At 75.2% G+C, this 16,196-nt stretch carries 12 protein-coding genes; 5 read left to right on the top strand and 7 right to left on the bottom strand.

Translation table 11 applies throughout. The annotated features are described in order from the left end of the window. Positions 1–116 precede the first annotated feature (116 nt). The 3 genes from ACI2LW_RS07800 to ACI2LW_RS07790 all read left to right on the top strand — a co-directional run bounded on the left by ACI2LW_RS07800 (position 117) and on the right by ACI2LW_RS07790 (position 3,928). Positions 117–1,112, top strand: coding sequence for an Acg family FMN-binding oxidoreductase (locus ACI2LW_RS07800; RefSeq protein ID WP_404730270.1), 996 nt, complete (start codon positions 117–119; stop codon positions 1,110–1,112). Between the two features lie 315 nt (positions 1,113–1,427). Continuing rightward, on the top strand, positions 1,428–3,380 hold the full coding sequence (locus tag ACI2LW_RS07795; protein ID WP_404730269.1) for a PAS domain S-box protein: 1,953 nt from the start codon (positions 1,428–1,430) through the stop codon (positions 3,378–3,380). Between the two features lie 95 nt (positions 3,381–3,475). Continuing rightward, complete coding sequence (locus tag ACI2LW_RS07790; protein ID WP_404730268.1) at positions 3,476–3,928, top strand: universal stress protein; 453 nt, start codon at positions 3,476–3,478, stop codon at positions 3,926–3,928. 618 nt (positions 3,929–4,546) lie between these two features. Here ACI2LW_RS07790 and ACI2LW_RS07785 read toward each other — a convergent pair. The 4 genes from ACI2LW_RS07785 to ACI2LW_RS07770 all read right to left on the bottom strand — a co-directional run bounded on the left by ACI2LW_RS07785 (position 4,547) and on the right by ACI2LW_RS07770 (position 9,221). Continuing rightward, positions 4,547–5,209, bottom strand: a complete 663-nt coding sequence (locus tag ACI2LW_RS07785; protein WP_404730267.1) for an OsmC family protein — start codon at positions 5,207–5,209, stop codon at positions 4,547–4,549. A gap of 378 nt (positions 5,210–5,587) precedes the next feature. Beyond that, positions 5,588–6,484: a pyridoxamine 5'-phosphate oxidase family protein gene (locus ACI2LW_RS07780; protein ID WP_404730266.1), complete on the bottom strand. Its 897-nt coding sequence runs from the start codon at positions 6,482–6,484 to the stop codon at positions 5,588–5,590. Between the two features lie 165 nt (positions 6,485–6,649). Further along, positions 6,650–8,383, bottom strand: coding sequence for a GAF domain-containing protein (locus tag ACI2LW_RS07775; RefSeq protein WP_404730265.1), 1,734 nt, complete (start codon positions 8,381–8,383; stop codon positions 6,650–6,652). 145 nt (positions 8,384–8,528) lie between these two features. Then, positions 8,529–9,221, bottom strand: coding sequence for a response regulator (locus ACI2LW_RS07770; protein ID WP_404730264.1), 693 nt, complete (start codon positions 9,219–9,221; stop codon positions 8,529–8,531). A gap of 249 nt (positions 9,222–9,470) precedes the next feature. Here ACI2LW_RS07770 and ACI2LW_RS07765 point away from each other — a divergent pair, with 249 nt between their 5' ends. Further along, complete coding sequence (locus ACI2LW_RS07765) at positions 9,471–11,240, top strand: SulP family inorganic anion transporter (RefSeq protein ID WP_404730263.1); 1,770 nt, start codon at positions 9,471–9,473, stop codon at positions 11,238–11,240. A 90-nt stretch (positions 11,241–11,330) separates the two neighbouring features. Next, the gene (locus ACI2LW_RS07760; protein ID WP_404730407.1) at positions 11,331–11,681 is read left to right on the top strand and encodes an ArsR/SmtB family transcription factor; all 351 of its coding nucleotides are present in this window, start codon (positions 11,331–11,333) and stop codon (positions 11,679–11,681) included. 142 nt (positions 11,682–11,823) lie between these two features. On the opposite strand, the gene ACI2LW_RS07755 is transcribed toward ACI2LW_RS07760, so the two are convergent. The 3 genes from ACI2LW_RS07755 to pflA all read right to left on the bottom strand — a co-directional run bounded on the left by ACI2LW_RS07755 (position 11,824) and on the right by pflA (position 16,163). Further along, positions 11,824–12,453 carry a hypothetical protein gene (locus ACI2LW_RS07755; RefSeq protein WP_404730262.1) on the bottom strand — a complete coding sequence of 210 codons (630 nt, stop codon included), beginning with the start codon at positions 12,451–12,453 and terminating at the stop codon, positions 11,824–11,826. Positions 12,454–12,641: 188 nt separating this feature from the next. Beyond that, complete coding sequence (locus tag ACI2LW_RS07750; RefSeq protein WP_404730261.1) at positions 12,642–15,026, bottom strand: phosphoketolase; 2,385 nt, start codon at positions 15,024–15,026, stop codon at positions 12,642–12,644. A 366-nt stretch (positions 15,027–15,392) separates the two neighbouring features. Then, the gene (gene pflA, locus ACI2LW_RS07745) at positions 15,393–16,163 is read right to left on the bottom strand and encodes a pyruvate formate-lyase-activating protein (RefSeq protein WP_404730406.1); all 771 of its coding nucleotides are present in this window, start codon (positions 16,161–16,163) and stop codon (positions 15,393–15,395) included. Positions 16,164–16,196: the final 33 nt, after the last annotated feature.

The raw sequence follows: 16,196 nt of genomic DNA, 5'->3' as shown, positions 1-16,196 counted from the left end.
CCGTACGGGGGCCGGTCGGGGCCGTCCGGCCCCTGGGGTGGGCTGTGGGGGCGGGTCAGACTGGGGTGGTCGCCCGCTGGTCGTGCGGGTCGTCGGACCGCGGTGGGAGGGTTCCCATGAGCACCGTCATGAGCCTGGACGTGTCGACGCTGGAGAGGCTGGTCGCCTCCGCCGCGGCCGCGCCCTCCATCCACAACACCCAGCCCTGGCGCTTCCGACCGCGACCGGAGAGCGAGACGCTGGAGATCCACGCCGCCGCCGAGCGCGGCCTGCGCCACGCCGACCCGACCGGCCGCGCGCTGCACGTCTCCGTGGGCTGTGCGCTGCTCAATCTGCGCGTGGCCGCCGCCCGCTTCGGCCGGGAGCCGGTCACCCGGCTGCTCCCGCGCCCCGACCGGCCCACCCTGCTCGCCACCGTGCGGCTGGCCGGCCCGGTCCACGGCGACCCCGCGCCCGGCCTCTACGACGCCCTGTGGCGCCGGCACAGCAGCCGGTCCCCGTTCTCGTCCCGGCCGCTGCCCGCGCAGCTGCTCACCGAACTCACCGAGTCCGCCCGGACCGAGGGCGCCGTCCTGACGCTGCCCGCACCGGAGGAGGCCGCCCGGGTACTGCGGGTGACCCGGGAGGCGGAGCGGCGCAACACCGCCGACGCCGACCGAGCCGCCGAGAGCCGCCACTGGCTGCGCGGCCCGGGGGCGGGACCGGTGCCGCCGGGCCTCGGCGTGCCGGCGGCGGCCGTGGGCCCGCAGGACTTCCGCGACCGGATCCCGATGCGGGACTTCGGCGCCCACCGGCACCCCGCCGTACTGCCCGCCCGCCCCTACGAGCCGCGCCCGGTGATCGCGGTGCTGTCCACCGCGCACGACCGCCGCACGGACTGGCTGCGCGCGGGCCAGGCGCTGGAGCGGGTGCTGCTGGTCGCCACGGCGCACGGCGTACGGGCCTCGCTGCTGCACCAGGCCATGGAGTGGCCCGACCTGCGCGCCCGCGTCGGACCGCCGTCCGACGGCCTGCGCGGCCACGCCCAGATGGTCCTCCGCCTCGGCTACGGCCCCGAGGGCGCCGCCTCGCCCCGCCGCACGGTCCCGGAGGTCCTGACCGGACCCCGCTGACCGGCACCCGGCACCCGGAACAAGGCGGGCCGCCCCCGTCCCGGCCAGTCCGCCCCGCCTGCCCCCCGTTCGTCCCGCTTGCCTGGTTCATTCCGGCCCGTCTGCCCCGTTCGTCCGGGCCCCTCCACCCCGTCCGGCCGGGGACACCGCCCCGCCGGCGCACGGTCGGTCGCGTCCGGGCAGTCGGGGACGGTCAGTTGTCGTGGTGAAGGGGCCAGGGTCGGGCAGCCCGCGGACAGTAGGCGACATGTGCACGTGGACTGTGCCCGGATGCGCTGAGATGCCGCATCGGCTTCCTAGGCGGACGGCACGGACATGAGCGCACACGTTGACGAACCGACGCGGCCGGATGCGCCCCGGGCGGTCCAGGAGTGCCGCTGCGGCGCCCCGCCGGGCGAGCCCGGACCGGCGGCCGCCGAGGAGCGGTTCCGCGGTCTGCTGGAGGCGGCCCCGGACGCCATGGTGATCGTCGACGACACCGGCACCATCCGGCTGGTCAACGCCCAGACGGAGGCCCTGTTCGGCTACCGGCGCGAGGAACTCCTCGGCCGCCCGGTGGAGATCCTCGTACCGCACCGCTTCCGCGGCAACCACACCCGCCACCGCGACGGGTACGCCGCCAACCGGCAGGTGCGCCCCATGGGAGCCGGTCTCGAACTGCACGGACGCCGCCGCAACGGGACCGAGTTCCCCGTCGAGATCAGCCTCAGCCCGCTGGAGACCACCGACGGCCTGCTGGTGTCCGCGGCCGTCCGCGACGTCAGCGACCGCAAGGCCGCCGAGGCCCGTATCAACGAACTCGCCGCGCTCGTGGAGTCCTCCCAGGACGCGATCCTGGCCAAGACGCTCGACGGGTACATCACCTACTGGAACGCCGCCGCGGGCCGCCTGTACGGCTACACCGCCGAGGAGGCCATCGGCCGGCACGTGTCCCTGATCGCGCCCGCCGACCTGGGCGAGGAGATCAGCATCCTGCTCCAGCGGCTGCGGCACGGCCAGAAGGTCGAGCACTTCGAGACGCTGCGGGTGCGCAAGGACGGCGGGCTCCTCGACGTCGACGTCACCCTGTGGCCGACCCGGGACACCCGCGGCCGGGTGGTCGGCGCGTGCGCCATCGTGCGGGACATCAGCGACCGCAAGCGCGCCGAGGCCGAGCTCACCGCGCTGCTGGAGCAGCAGCGCCACATCGCCCTCACGCTGCAGCGCAGTCTGATGGGAACCCCGCCCGCACTGCCCGGGCTGGCCACCGCCAGCCGCTACCGGCCCGCCACCCAGGGCGCCGGCGTCGGCGGCGACTGGTTCGACCTCATCCCGCTGGGCGCCGGGCGGGTCGGGGTGCTCATCGGGGACGTGATGGGCCGCGGGCTGGAGGCCGCCGCCGTCATGGGGCAGCTGCGCTCGGCCGCGCACGCGCTGGCGAAGACCGGCATGCAGCCGCGCCAGCTGATGCAGGCCCTGGACACGGTGGTCGCCGACCTGGACGTGCCCGACCAGCTGGTCACCTGCTGCTATCTGGTGGTCGCCCCGGACGCCGGGACCGTCACCGTGTGCTCGGCCGGCCATCTGCCCACCCTGGTGGCCACCCCGCGGGACGGCGTACGGCCGCTGCCCGCGCCGGTCAACGCCCCGCTCGGGGTGGGGAACATCCTGTACGAGCAGTCGTGCGCGGACATCCCGCCCGGCGCCACCCTCGTGCTCTACACCGACGGCCTGATCGAGACGCCCGGCAGCGACATCGAGTACCGGCTCGACCAGCTCACCGGCGCGCTCGACGTGCTGTTCACCGGCGCGATGGGCCTGGAGGCGGCGGCCGACCACGTGCTCGGCTCGCTGCTGCCGGACGCCGAGAGCCACAACGACGACGTCACCCTGCTGCTGGCCCAGCTCCCCGCGCCGCCGCTCGCGGCGCTCACCACCCAGTTGCCCGCCGCGCCGTGCGCGGTCCCCCAGGGCCGGGCCTTCCTCGGCCGGGCGCTCGCCTCCTGGGACTGCGCCGCCCCGGCCGACGACGCGCTGCTGCTGCTCTCCGAGACCCTCACCAACGCGGTCCAGCACGCCGAGGGCCCGATCGCGCTGCGGCTGTGCCGCACCGCCACCGACCTCACCGTCGAGGTCGGCGACCGCAGCCCGCACCTGCCCCAGCCCCGCAACGCGGCCGAGGACGAGGAGTCGGGACGCGGCCTGTTCCTGGTCCGGGCGCTCGCCGACAGCTGGGGGGTGCGGCCGACCGACGAGGGCAAGACCACCTGGTTCACCCTGAAGCTGTGAGGGCGCGCCCGCTCCGGTCGGTGCGCTCCGGCTGGCGCGGTGCCGCCGGGCCGGGCAGCGTGGACGTAGGACAGCGACTGCTGAGTGAGGTGGCCATGCAACCCTCGGAACCGCGACGCCGGGTGGTCGTGGGTGTGGACGGTTCGCCGTCGTCGTACGCGGCGCTGCGCTGGGCCGCGGACTACGCCCGGCTGATCGGCGGGGTCGTGGAGGCGATCCACGCCTGGGACACGCCGTCGGACGTCGGCTGGACCGGTCCGGCGATCGACCCCGAGTTCGACCTGGAGCAGGCCCGGGAGCGCTTCGCCGAGGAGCTGCGCGCGGTGTTCGGCGAGGAGCACCCGGCCGAGCTGGTGGAACACCTCGTCGAGGGCGACCCCTCGGAAGTGCTGATCCGTGCCTCCGAGGGCGCCGAGGTCGTCGTGGTGGGCAGCCGGGGCCGCGGCGGGTTCGCCCGCGCGATGCTGGGCTCGGTCAGCCAGCGCTGCGCCCAGCACGCGGCCTGCCCGGTGGTGGTGGTCCGTCAGGAGCACGACCGGCGCCGCTGAACCCGCCCCGCCGGGCCCGCGCGCACCGACCCGGTTCGCACCGGCCCGGTGCACGTTGTGAGCCGGCGCGCACCGGGCCCCGCGCGGCCCGTCGGACCCGCGCCCACCGTCGGATCCGCGTGCACCGTCGAACCCGCGCCCACCGTCGGGCCCACGCGCAACGGGCCGGCGTGCACCGTCGGATCCGCGCGCACTGGGCCGACGCGCACGTACGGCCCGAGCGCACCGGGCCGGCGCGCACCGGGCCCCGCGCGGCCGTCGGACCCGCGCCCACCGTCGGATCCGCGTGCACCGTCGAACCCGCGCCCACCGACGGGCCCACGCGCAACGGGCCGGCGTGCACCGTCGAACCCGCGCCCACCGTCGGGCCCACGCGCAACGGGCCGGCGTGCACCGTCGGATCCGCGCGCACTGGGCCGACGCGCACGTACGGCCCGAGCGCACCGGGCCGGCGCGCACCCGTCCGGTGCCCACCGGCGTCGGCGGGCTCCGGCGGGCAGCGGTCCGACGGTGTCCCTCACCCCTTGCCGGGGGACCAGGCGGCCCCGGCGGGCCCACCGAGCCCACCGGTCTCATCCGTCCCCGGCGGGCGGGCGGCCGCGACGGTCGCGTACGCGCTCATGACGCGCTCCCCTCCGGGGCCGGCACCGCCGGCTCCGCCTCCCGGGCGCCGCACACGGCCTCGAGCCGGATCCCGGGGGGCTGCGCGAGGGTGTTGCTCACCGTGCAGTGGGAGACCACGGCCCGCAGGGCGGGCAGCCGGTCCGGCGGCAGGGCCGGCGCCTGGACCGTCAGGGACAGCTCGGCCACGCGCGCCGGGCGGTCGCCGGCCATCCGGAAGCCCGCGCCGACGCGCAGCCCGTCGCGGCGGACGCCGTGCCGGTCGAGGAACCGTCCCGCGTAGTGGGCGGCGCAGGCGGCCACCGAGGCGACGAACAGCTCCACGGGGGTGGGCGCGGTGTCCTTGCCGCCCTCGGCGCACGGCTGGTCGGCCGTCAGGACGTGGCCGCGGACCCGGATCTCGTAGGCGTCGCCCGCCACGGGCACCACCTCGACGCGGCCGGGCGGGCGGTCCGGCGCGGGCTCCACCGCCGCCGCCTGGTACAGCAGCAGGGCGGCGAGGCTCCTGGCCTCCTCCGGGGTCATGGACGCCCACAGCTCGCCCTTGTCCCGGGGTGTGCAGGAGGCCTCCAGGACGACGCGTCGCATGGAGGCGGGCAGCCCGTGCGGCGCGAACCGGGTGACGTTGATGCTGCGACCGCAGCGGGTCTCGATGTTCATCGCCGGTGGCTCCCTCCCGGGCCGGACCGCTTCGGGCACCTTCCAGTCCACTCCGCCGGCCCGCCGCCGTCCCGGGCCGAACAGTCCACGGCGGCGCGCCCAAGGTCCCTTCCCGCGCACGCCCGGACGTGACGGGACGCCAAGGTCCCGTCGGCCACGATCCGTCTCGCACCCGCCCGGACACGGCGGGGCACCCAAGACGCCATCCCCGCACCCGGACACGGCGGGGCAGCCAAAAGACCCCATCCCCCGCACCCGGACACGGCGGGCAGCCAAAAGACCCCATCCCCCGCACCCGGACACGGCGAGGCACCCAGCGCCCCTCCCCCCGCGCCCGCCCGTAGCGGCACCCCGCGGCCGGCCCGGCGCGGGCGCGGCTCAGCGGTCGGCCGGGGTGATGCGGCGGCCGGTCAGGCGGTCCGGGCGGATGCGCAGCCACAGGGTGCGGGCGCCGCCGGCCCAGGGCTCGGAGCGCACGCGCCCGGCGAGCCGGTCCACCTCGCCGGGGTCCGTGACGGCCTCGGCGCGGCCGACCGCGAGCACGCTCCAGCCCTGGCTCATGGTCTCGTCGAGGTGGTCGACCTCGAAGGCGACCTCCGTGCCCACCGCGGAGGCGGGGACCGTGCCGGGCGCGGTGCGCAGGACCAGCGCGTCGTCCACGACGTCGTAGTTGAGCGGGAGGACGGCCGGGCCGTCGGGGGTGGTGAGCGCGATGCGCCCCACGCCGTGCGTGGACAGCAGGGCCCGGCACTCCCGCGGTGACAGGTCGTCGAGCCGGGGGTGGAGCAGCGCGTGGCCCTGGCCGGGCGGCGCGTCCTGGTCGCCGCCGCGCAGCGCGACGACCGTGGTGCCGAGTGCGTCGGCCAGCCGCAGGACGGCCCCCATGCTCGGCTCCGACGGGCGCTGCTCGAGATAGGTGAGGTACTGCGGTGACATCCGGGCCCGCGCGGCCGTCTCCCGCACGCTGAGCCCCCGCCGTCGGCGGGCCGCCGCCAGGCGCCGCCCGAAGTCCCCGGGACGGGCCTCGCGTGCGGCGCCGTCGCCCGTGTCCGGCCGCGCCCCGCCACCGCCGGCGGGGGGCTCGTCGTGCGCCAGGTGGCGCACATGGGCGTCGGGGCCGGGGAAGACCAGGGTGACCTCCCCGGAGTCCGACCAGCGCACGTCGTACGGCGGTGTGCCGTCGTCGTGGTGGAGGCCGACGATCTCGCCGTCGCGCCGGGTGGTGCCGGTGACCGGGGATTCGACGACCAGCCGGTCGCCTAGCTGAGCGCGCATGGCGTGCCCTCCCTTCGGACTCCGCCCTCGGGGTCCGCACTCCAGCATCGCCCGGGGCGCGCCGCACCACCAACGGGCGAGTGGTCCCGGCCCGCGGGACGTACGGCACCCGTCCGGGGCGGGGCTCGGGACCGCTCCCGGGGCGGGGCCCGGGCCGGTGCCGGGTCAGTCCCGCGAGTCGCCCACCGGTGCGTGCCACACGAGGCGGGTTCCCCCGCCCTCGGGCGTGCTCCACTCCAGGTCACCGCCGAGCTTGCGGGCCCGCTCGGCCATGTTCGCCAGCCCGCTGCGCCGCCCCTCGGCCGGGATCCCCACACCGTTGTCCGTCACCGTCAGCCGCACCTGCCGCCCGTCCGTCTCCAGCGCCACCTCCACATGATCCGCCTGCGCGTGCCGGGCCACATTCGTCAGCGACTCCGACAGCACTGCCACCACGTGCTCGGCGGTCTCCTTGGACACATGCGTGTCCAGCAGCCCCTCCATCCGCACACTCGGCGCGAACCCCAGCACCTGCGTCGCCTCACCCGCCACCCGCACCGCACGCGCCCGCAGCCCCGGCGCCTCACCGTCGTCCCGCGCACGCAGACCGAAGATCGTCGAACGGATGATCTTGATGGTCTCGTCCAGGTCGTCCACCGCCCGCAGCACCCGCTCCTTGGCCCCCGGATGCTCGATCAGACGACCCGCGCTCTGCAACGTCATCCCCGTCGCGAACAACCGCTGGATCGCCAGATCGTGCAGGTCCCGCGCGATCCGGTCCCGGTCCTCCAGCAGCACGATCTGCTCCGCGTCCTGCCGCCGCTCCGCCAGCTCCATCGCCACCGCCGCCTGAGCCGCGAAACCCCGCAGCGGTTCGAGTTCCTTGTCGGTGAAGTCGGCGTCGCCCGTCTCCCGGGCCAGCAGCACCACGCCGCGGATGTGCTCGCCCGTGCCGATCGGCACGGCGACCGCGGGGCCGAGGCCGGCGAACCGCGGCGGGCCGGCCGTGACCCGCTCGTCGCGGGAGACGTCCGTGCTGCACACGGTCGTCCCGCCGGCGAACGCCTCCCCGGTGAGCGTGCCCCGCACGGGCAGGACCAGCCCGCGGTGGGCGTCGGCCTGGGTGCCGATGGCCAGTTCCACGGTGAGCGTGTCGGTGTTCCGCACCGGCGTGGACATCGCCGCGAGGGCGGCGCCGGTGATCTCGCGGGCGCGTTCGGCGATCAGCTTGAGGACCTCGGCCTGGTCGGAGCCGGACATCAGGCTGTGGGTGATCTCCGCGTTGGCCCGCAGCCAGCGCTCACGCAGCCGGGACTCCTCGTAGAGGCGGGCGTTGTCGATGGCCACGCCCGCCGCGACCGCGAGCGTCGACAGGACGGACTCGTCCTCCTCGTCGAACTGCGCCCCGCCCCGCTTCTCCGTGAGGTAGAGGTTGCCGAACACCTGGTCGCGGACCCGGATGGGCACGCCGAGGAAGGAGTTCATCGGCGGGTGGTTGGGCGGGAAGCCGTACGACGCGGGGTGCTCCGACAGCTTCGACAGGCGCAGCGGCTCCGGGTGCCGGATCAGCTCCCCGAGGATGCCGTGGCCCTCGGGGTAGTGGCCGATGCGGGTGATCTCGTCCTCGTCGATACCGACGGTGTGGAACGCCGACAGGCGCTTGCCGTCCGGGCCGATGACGCCGAGCGCGGCGTACTCGGCGTCGACGAGGGTGGCCGCGGTGTCCACGATGCTGTGCAGGACCTGCTCGAGGTCCAGTTCGCGGCCGACGGTGAGCACCGCCTCCAGCAGGCTGTGCACCCGGTCCCGGGTGCCCCGCGCGGCGTCCAGGCGGGCCTGGAGCTGCTCCAGCAGCTCGTCCAGGCGCAGCTGCGGCAGCCGCACCCGTGCGTTGTCCCCCGACTCCTCGAAGCTTCCCACCTGTGACCCTCCAAGCCCCCCGACGTGGCGAAAGCCGTCCCGCTCGTCCGCAACAGTAGCCGTTGCGGACGCGGGACGGCACGGCAGTGCCCCCTCGGGCCTGGTCGAGAGGGGTGCGGGGGGCGGGCCGGGGGACTCCGGCGGGTCAGTGGGTGTCGTTGCGCAGGCGGTCCCTGGCCTGGGTGGCGATGACGGCGGCCTGGATGCGCCGCTCGACCCCGAGCTTGGCGAGCAGGCGGGAGATGTGGTTCTTGACCGTCTTCTCGGCCAGGTAGAGCCGCTGGCCGATCTGCCGGTTGGTCAGGCCCTCGCCGATCAGGGCGAGGATCTCCCGCTCCCGGTCGGTCAGGCCGGGCAGCCCGTCCGGCTCCTCCTCCTGCTGCTGGCCGCCGCGCAGCCGGGCCATGAGCTTGGTGGTGGCGCTGGGGTCGAGCAGGGACTGGCCGCGGGCCACGGTGCGCACGGCGGAGACGAGGTCGGAGCCCTGGATCTGCTTGAGCACGTAGCCCGAGGCGCCGGCCATGATCGAGTCCAGCAGCGCCTCCTCGTCGTCGAACGAGGTCAGCATCAGGCAGGCCAGGTCCGGGATGCGGGAGCGCAGTTCGCGGCAGACGCTGACGCCGTCGCCGTCCGGCAGCCGCACGTCGAGCACGGCGACGTCCGGGCGCAGGGCGGGAACGCGCACCAGCGCCTGCTCGGCGGTGGCGGCCTCGCCGACCACCTCGATGTCCGGTTCGTCGTTCAGCAGGTCGTGCACCCCGCGCCGGACCACCTCGTGGTCGTCGAGAAGGAAGACCCGGATGGGGGTGTCGGGGCCGGCCTGCTCACGGTCCGCCATCGATGACTCCTCGTGAAGTGTTTCGTGTCCGGGTGAAGTGTTCCCTGAAACCGGGGTCCGAGGCCAGGGCCGGTCGGCCCTGTTCCTCGGCCGGCGCGCCCGGGACGGACCGGCGCGCCCGGGACGGAACCGGACGGCGCACTCAGCGTACCGCCGTCCTGCATACCTTCGGAATTGCAAAGTTCTGCAACTGAATACATGCTAGGACGGTTCGTGCCGGCGGAAAGAGGAAGCCGAGGTCGCCGCCCGATGACGTCCCTACTCAGCCGGGGTCGATCCCGGATCGTTTCCCTGCTGCCCTCACGGGCCGACCTGGCCGAGATGCGCCGTGCCCCGCGCCGGGATCTGCTCGCCGGTCTGACCGTGGCGATCGTCGCGCTGCCGCTCGCCCTGGGCTTCGGCGTGTCCTCCGGGCTCGGCGCGGAGGCGGGCCTGGCGACCGCGGTGGTCGCGGGCGCGCTCGCCGCCCTGTTCGGCGGCTCCGAGCTCCAGGTGTCCGGGCCCACGGGCGCCATGACGGTGGTGCTGGTCCCGATCGTCGCCCGCTACGGGCCGGGCGGGGTGCTCACCGTCGGGCTGATGGCGGGGGTGATGCTGGTCGCCCTGGCCGTGCTGCGGGCCGGGAAGTACATGCGGTACGTCCCCGCTCCCGTGGTGGAGGGCTTCACCCTCGGCATCGCCTGCGTGATCGCGCTGCAGCAGGTCCCGAACGCGCTCGGGGTGGCGAAGCCGGACGGCGACCGGGTGCTCGTGGTCGCCTGGCGGGCGGTGGAGGCCTTCGTGCGGCACCCGAACTGGCCGGCGGCGGCCTGCGCCCTCGCGGTCGCGGCGGTCATGCTGGCCGGGGCGCGGTGGCGGCCGGCCGTCCCGTTCTCCATCGTGGCCGTGATCGCGGCCACCGTGGTGGTCCAGCTGGCGGGCGTGGACGGCGTACGGCCCATCGGCGACCTGCCCTCCGGGCTGCCCGCGCCCTCGCTCGGCTTCCTCCACCCCGGCGCGCTGGGCTCGCTGCTCGCCCCCGCGGTGGCCGTGGCCGCGCTCGCCGCGCTGGAGTCCCTGCTGTCGGCCTCGGTCGCCGACGGCATGACGGTGGGCCGGCGGCACGACCCGGACCGGGAGCTGTTCGGGCAGGGGCTGGCCAACGTCGCCGCCCCGCTGTTCGGCGGGGTTCCCGCCACCGGCGCCATCGCCCGGACCGCCGTCAACGTGCGCACCGGCGCCGGCTCACGGCTCGCCTCCCTCACGCACGCCGCCGTCCTCGCGGTGATCGTCTTCGCCGCCGCGCCGCTGGTGTCCCGGATCCCGCTGGCCGCGCTGGCCGGGGTGCTGCTGGCCACGGCGGTGCGCATGGTCGAGGTGGGCTCGCTGCGGGCCATGGCGCGGGCCACCCGCTCCGACGCGGCCACCCTCGCGCTGACCGCCCTGGCCACCCTCGCCCTGGACCTGGTCCAGGCCGTGGTCATCGGGCTGGTCGTGGCCGGCGCCCTCGCCCTGCGCGCGGTGGCCCGGCAGGCCCGCCTCGACCAGGTGCCGCTGGACCGGGGCGACCACAGCGATGAGGAGCACGCCCTGCTCGCCGAGCACATCGTCGCCTACCGCATCGACGGGCCGCTCTTCTTCGCCGCCGCGCACCGCTTCCTGCTGGAGCTGAGCGAGGTGGCCGACGTGCGGGTGGTGATCCTGCGCATGTCCCGGGTCTCCACCATGGACGCCACGGGCGCCCTGGTGTTCAAGGACGCCGTGGAGAAGCTCAACCGGCGCGGCATCGTCGTGCTGGCCTCCGGCATCCGCGACGGGCAGCGCCAGGTCCTCGACTCCGTGGGCGCCCTGGACGTCCTGCGCCGCCGGGGCCGGGAGTACGCGGACACGCCCGAGGCGATACGCGCCGCCCACCGGCTCCTGGAGACGGCCGGCGTGCTCGACCCGGCCGGCGTGCTCGACCCGGCCGAACCCACGGGGCCCGCTCCCGCGGAGCGGCCGGTGCTGCCCGCGCTGCCCGCATCGCCCCCCGCCCAGTGAATTGCACATCCGCGCAATTCTTGATGTTGTTACTGACTGCCGCGACGCACAGCAGAGCCGGAAGAGCCGGCGGACCCGGGACGAACGATGGTGACCACGCCGCTGTACCAACTGAAGGCCGAGTTCTTCAAGACGCTCGGCCATCCGGCGCGCATCCGCGTCCTGGAGCTGCTGAGCGAGCGCGAGCACGCGGTCGCCGAGATGCTGCCCGAGGTGGGCATCGAACCGGCGGCGCTGTCCCAGCAGCTGGCCGTGTTGCGCCGGGCCAGCCTGGTCGTCACCCGCAAGGAGGGCTCGACCGTCTACTACTCGCTCACCGACCCGCACGTGGCGGAGCTGCTGCGGGTGGCGCGGGAGATCCTGTCCGGGGTGCTGGCCGGCCAGGCGGAGCTGCTGGCCGATCTGCGGGCGGCCCAGGGCGAGGCCCGGCCCGCGCGGTGACGACGGCGGCGCCGGCGGCCGTGTCCCCGCGCGCACGACGGCCCGTGTCCCCGCGCGCACGACGGCCCGTGTCCCCGCGCGCACGACGGCCCGGGGCCCCACCGCGGTGGCGGTGGGGCCCCGGTACCGGGCCGTGGTGCCGTCAGCGGAGCCAGCGGTTCCGGGCGACGAAGGGGAGGCGGGCCCACAGCCGGCCCAGTCCCCAGGTGGCGCCGGCGCCGGCTGCCGCGAGGGCGATCAGGGCGACGGCGTAGAGCAGGTGGTAGTCGGCGAACGGGTTCGTCGACATGCTCGGCGAGCCGTCGGACAGGTGCCGGGCCGGTGGCCATTCGGCCATCCACATCAGGGCCATCATCACGGTGCCGGCCACCGCCGCGAGCCGCAGGCCGATGCCCGCGATCAGCGCGACGCCGATGCCGAGCAGACCGAGCATGAACAGCCAGTCGGCCCAGGCGTCGCCGGCCCACGCGTGGAAGGTGGACTCCAGGGGCCCGGCGGAGACCGAGCTGAGGAAGCCCTTGGTCGGCGAGCCGCCCTCGGTCCAGGCCTTGGCGGAGGGGGTCGCGTAGCCGAGGCCGAACGTCTTGTCGAGGAAGGCCCACAGGAAGACGAAGCCCAGCAGGACCCGGAGCGCGGCCAGGGCGCGGGCGGCGAACGCGGTGGTCACGGTCGTCTCCGAGGCCGCGGTGGCCGAGCCGGATGCCGATCCGGTCCGGCGCGGGAACGCCAGGTGGAAGCCGACGTGCCGGTGGGAGTGGTCGTGCACGGCCATGATGTCCATCCCTTCCAGGGATCTCGGGGTGTTGGCTCGTTCTCGGTGCGCTACCAATGTCCCGCCGGGGCGGCCGGGTGCGCAGGGGCTGCGCGGCCCGGCCGCCGGGGCCGAACGTCCCTGTTTCAAGTACCCGTTCAGCCGTGTGGCCGCCGATCTCCGTGTGAAGGCGTCTGCTTGACGGCGCGTCAGCCGTCCCAGGTCCAGTCGGCGACCTCGGGCAGGTCCACGCCGTGCTCGCGGATCCAGGTGTGATGGCGCAGCCGCGTGTCCTCCATGCGCTGCCGTACGGCCGCGGCGCGCACCGCCAGGCCCGGCACCCGGTCGATGACGTCCATGACCAGGCGGTAGCGGTCGAGGTCGTTGCTGAGCACCATGTCGAAGGGCGTGGTGGTGGTGCCGATCTCCTTGTAGCCGCGCACATGCGTGTTCGGGTGCCCGTGGCGGCGGTAGGCCAGGCGGTGGATCAGCCACGGGTAGCCGTGGTAGGCGAAGACGACCGGCTTGTCGGCGGTGAACAGGCCGTCGTACTCGAAGTCGGTCATGCCGTGCGGGTGTTCCCCGCTGGGCATCAGCCGGGCGATGTCGACCACGTTCACCACCCGCACCGTCAGTTCGGGCAGGTGACGGCGCAGCAGCTGCGCCGCGGCCAGCACCTCCTGGGTGGGCACGTCGCCCGCGCAGGCGAGCACCACGTCCGGTTCGCGGGAGCCGTCCTCGGTGCCGGCCCACTCCCAGATGCCGGCGCCGCGCGCGCAGTGCACCCGCGCCTGCTCCATGGACAGCCAGTCGAAGCAGGGCTGCTTGCCGGCCACGACGACGTTGACGTAGTCCCGGCTGCGCAGCGCGTGGTCGGCCACGGACAGCAGGGTGTTGGCGTCCGGCGGGAAGTACACCCGGACCGCCTCCGGGCTCTTGTTGAGGATGTGGTCGACGAAGCCGGGGTCCTGGTGCGAGAAGCCGTTGTGGTCCTGGCGCCACACGTGCGAGGTGAGCAGGTAGTTGAGGGAGGCGATGGGGGCGCGCCAGGGGAGCCTGCGGGTGGTGCGCAGCCACTTGATGTGCTGGTTGACCATCGAGTCGACGATGTGCACGAACGCCTCGTAGCAGGAGAACAGCCCGTGCCGGCCGGTGAGGAGGTAGCCCTCCAGCCAGCCCTGGCAGGTGTGTTCGGACAGGATCTCCATCACCCGGCCGTGCCGGTCGAGGTCCTCGTCCACGTCGAGCGTTTCCGCCTGCCAGGCCTTGCCGCTGGCGCCGTAGACGGCCTGGAGGCGGTTGGAGGCGGTCTCGTCCGGGCCGACCAGGCGGAAGTCGCGGCGTTCGGCGGTGGCCGCCATCACGTCCCGCAGCAACTCGCCCAGCACCCGGGTGGGTTCGTGCAGGGTGGCGCCGGGCTTGTCGACCTCGACGGCGTACTTCTCCAGCGGGGGCAGGGGCAGTGCGCGCAGCAGCAGCCCGCCGTTGGCGCGGGGGGTGGCGCCCAGCCGGCGGTCGCCGTCGGGGACACAGGCCAGGACATCGGGGCGGGGGGCGCCGTGCTCGTCGAACAGTTCCTCGGGGCGGTACGAGCGCAGCCACCGCTCCAGCTGCCGCAGGTGCTCGGGGTTGTCCCGGACGGCGGCGAGCGGGACCTGGTGGGCGCGCCAGGTGCCCTCCACGGGCAGGCCGTCGACCTCGGCCGGGCCGGTCCAGCCCTTCGGGGTGCGCAGCACGATCACCGGCCAGCGCGGCCGGTCGGTGACGCCCTTCTCGCGGGCGGCGCGCTGGAGGGCGGCGATGCGGTCGAGCGCGGTGTCCATGGCGGCGGCCATGGCCCGGTGCACGGCGGCCGGCTCGTCGCCGGTGACGTGGACCGGGTCGTGCCCGTAGCCCCTGAGGAGGTCGTCGAGTTCCGCCTCGGGGAGCCGGGCCAGCACGGTCGGGTTGGCGATCTTGTAGCCGTTGAGGTGGAGGATGGGCAGGACGGCCCCGTCGTCGACCGGGTCGAGGAACTTGTTGGAGTGCCAGGACGCGGCCAGCGGGCCGGTCTCCGCCTCGCCGTCGCCGATCACGCAGGCCACGACCAGCCCGGGGTTGTCGAGCGCGGCGCCGTAGGCGTGCGAGAGGGCGTAGCCGAGTTCGCCGCCCTCGTGGATGGAGCCCGGCGTCTCGGGGGCCACATGGCTCGGCACCCCGCCGGGGAAGGAGAACTGCTTGAACAGCCGGCCCATGCCGTGGGCGTCGCGGGTGATGTCCGGGTAGGTCTCGGTGTAGGAGCCCTCCAGCCAGGAGTTGGCGAGGACCGCCGGCCCGCCGTGACCGGGGCCCCAGATGCACAGGGCGTCGAGGTCGCGGGCCTTGATGACGCGGTTGAGGTGGGTGTGGACCAGGTTCAGACCGGGTGAGGTGCCCCAGTGGCCGAGCAGGCGCGGCTTGACGTGTTCCGGCCGCAGCGGCTCGGTCAGCAGGGGGTTGGCCATCAGGTAGATCTGGCCGACGGAGAGGTAGTTCGCGGCGCGCCAGTGGGCGTCCAGCGTCGCGACCTCCTCGTCCGTGAGCCCGGCGGGCGCCTGCGGGGATTCGGCGGGCATCGGGGGTCCTTCCGGGGTCGACGGGCGGTTGGCGGGCGGGTGCGTGCGCGTGCCGGCGGCACACCACCCACCCTCCAGTGGCCGCCCGGGTACCCGACAGAGCCGTTCGGGTCACGCCGGTGACCGGCCACCCCGCCGGGCGCCCGCCGACGGCCGCGGACCCGCCGGTCCGCGGGCGTCACCGGCCCGCCGGGACGGCACGGGACCGCCCGGGGCACCCCCTGGACGCCCCCGGACCGCCCGGGACTACCCCCGGACCGCCCGGGACGCTTCCGGCGGACCCCGGACCCCGGACCGCGGGGCCGGTACCCGGAGGCGTCACCGCCCGCGGGCCCGCCGCCCGCCGGCGTCACCGGACCGCCGCCGTCACTGGGCCGCGAGGCCCCGCGCCCGGAACTGGCCGCGCACCCGTTCGACGAGGGCGGCGTCCGGGACCGGGTTGTCCTTCAGCGGGAAGGGGATGCCCAGGGCCTCGTACTTGGCGGCGCCGAGCTTGTGGAACGGCAGGACGTCCACCCGTTCGACGCCGTCCAGCCCGGCCACGAAGCGGGCCAGCCCGTCCACCGCCCGCTCGTCGTCGGTCCAGCCGGGGACCAGCACGTAGCGGATCCACACGCGCTTGCCCAGCCGCGCCAGGCGGGTGGCGAAGTTGAGGGTGGGCGTCAGCTCGCCGCCGGTCAGCCTCCGGTAGGTGGCGACGTCGAAGGACTTGATGTCCAGCAGCACCAGGTCGGTGTCGGCCAGCAGCCCGTCCGTCGCGCGGGCGCCGAGGAACCCGGAGGTGTCCAGCGCGGTGTGCAGGCCGGCCTCCTTGCACCGGCGCAGCACCGCGCCGGTGAAGGCCGGCTGGAGCAGGGGCTCGCCGCCGGTGACGGTGACCCCTCCCCCGGCCGTGGTGACGAACGGGCGGTACTTGCCGATCTCGTCCATCACCTCGTCGACGGTGGCCCGCCGCCCGTCCCGCATGTGCCAGGTGTCGGGGTTGGCGCAGTACAGGCAGCGCAGCGGGCACCCGCTGACGAAGAGCACGAACCGGGTCCCCGGGCCGTCCACGCCGGTGGACAGGTCCCAGGAGTGGATCCGGCCGGTGACCGGGCCGTGCGGGGTCTCGTCGCTCACGGTCTCGTCCTCACGCACGGGGTTCCCGCGCACGGCGGCGGTCAGGGCGCG

It is taken from the genome of Streptomyces sp. NPDC004065 (genome assembly GCF_044903565.1).
In the GTDB taxonomy this organism is placed as follows: Bacteria; Actinomycetota; Actinomycetes; order Streptomycetales; family Streptomycetaceae; genus Streptomyces.
This window is presented reverse-complemented; position numbering and strand designations above follow the sequence as displayed.

What these genes read in the sequence shown, in the direction of transcription:
- ACI2LW_RS07800 (WP_404730270.1), top strand. Translation starts at nt 117, where the DNA reads ATGAGCACCGTCATGAGCCTGGACGTGTCGACGCTGGAGAGGCTGGTC.
- ACI2LW_RS07795 (WP_404730269.1), top strand. Translation starts at nt 1,428, where the DNA reads ATGAGCGCACACGTTGACGAACCGACGCGGCCGGATGCGCCCCGGGCG.
- ACI2LW_RS07790 (WP_404730268.1), top strand. Translation starts at nt 3,476, where the DNA reads ATGCAACCCTCGGAACCGCGACGCCGGGTGGTCGTGGGTGTGGACGGT.
- ACI2LW_RS07785 (WP_404730267.1), bottom strand. Translation starts at nt 5,209, where the DNA reads ATGAACATCGAGACCCGCTGCGGTCGCAGCATCAACGTCACCCGGTTC.
- ACI2LW_RS07780 (WP_404730266.1), bottom strand. Translation starts at nt 6,484, where the DNA reads ATGCGCGCTCAGCTAGGCGACCGGCTGGTCGTCGAATCCCCGGTCACC.
- ACI2LW_RS07770 (WP_404730264.1), bottom strand. Translation starts at nt 9,221, where the DNA reads ATGGCGGACCGTGAGCAGGCCGGCCCCGACACCCCCATCCGGGTCTTC.
- ACI2LW_RS07765 (WP_404730263.1), top strand. Translation starts at nt 9,471, where the DNA reads ATGACGTCCCTACTCAGCCGGGGTCGATCCCGGATCGTTTCCCTGCTG.
- ACI2LW_RS07755 (WP_404730262.1), bottom strand. Translation starts at nt 12,453, where the DNA reads ATGGCCGTGCACGACCACTCCCACCGGCACGTCGGCTTCCACCTGGCG.
- ACI2LW_RS07750 (WP_404730261.1), bottom strand. Translation starts at nt 15,026, where the DNA reads ATGCCCGCCGAATCCCCGCAGGCGCCCGCCGGGCTCACGGACGAGGAG.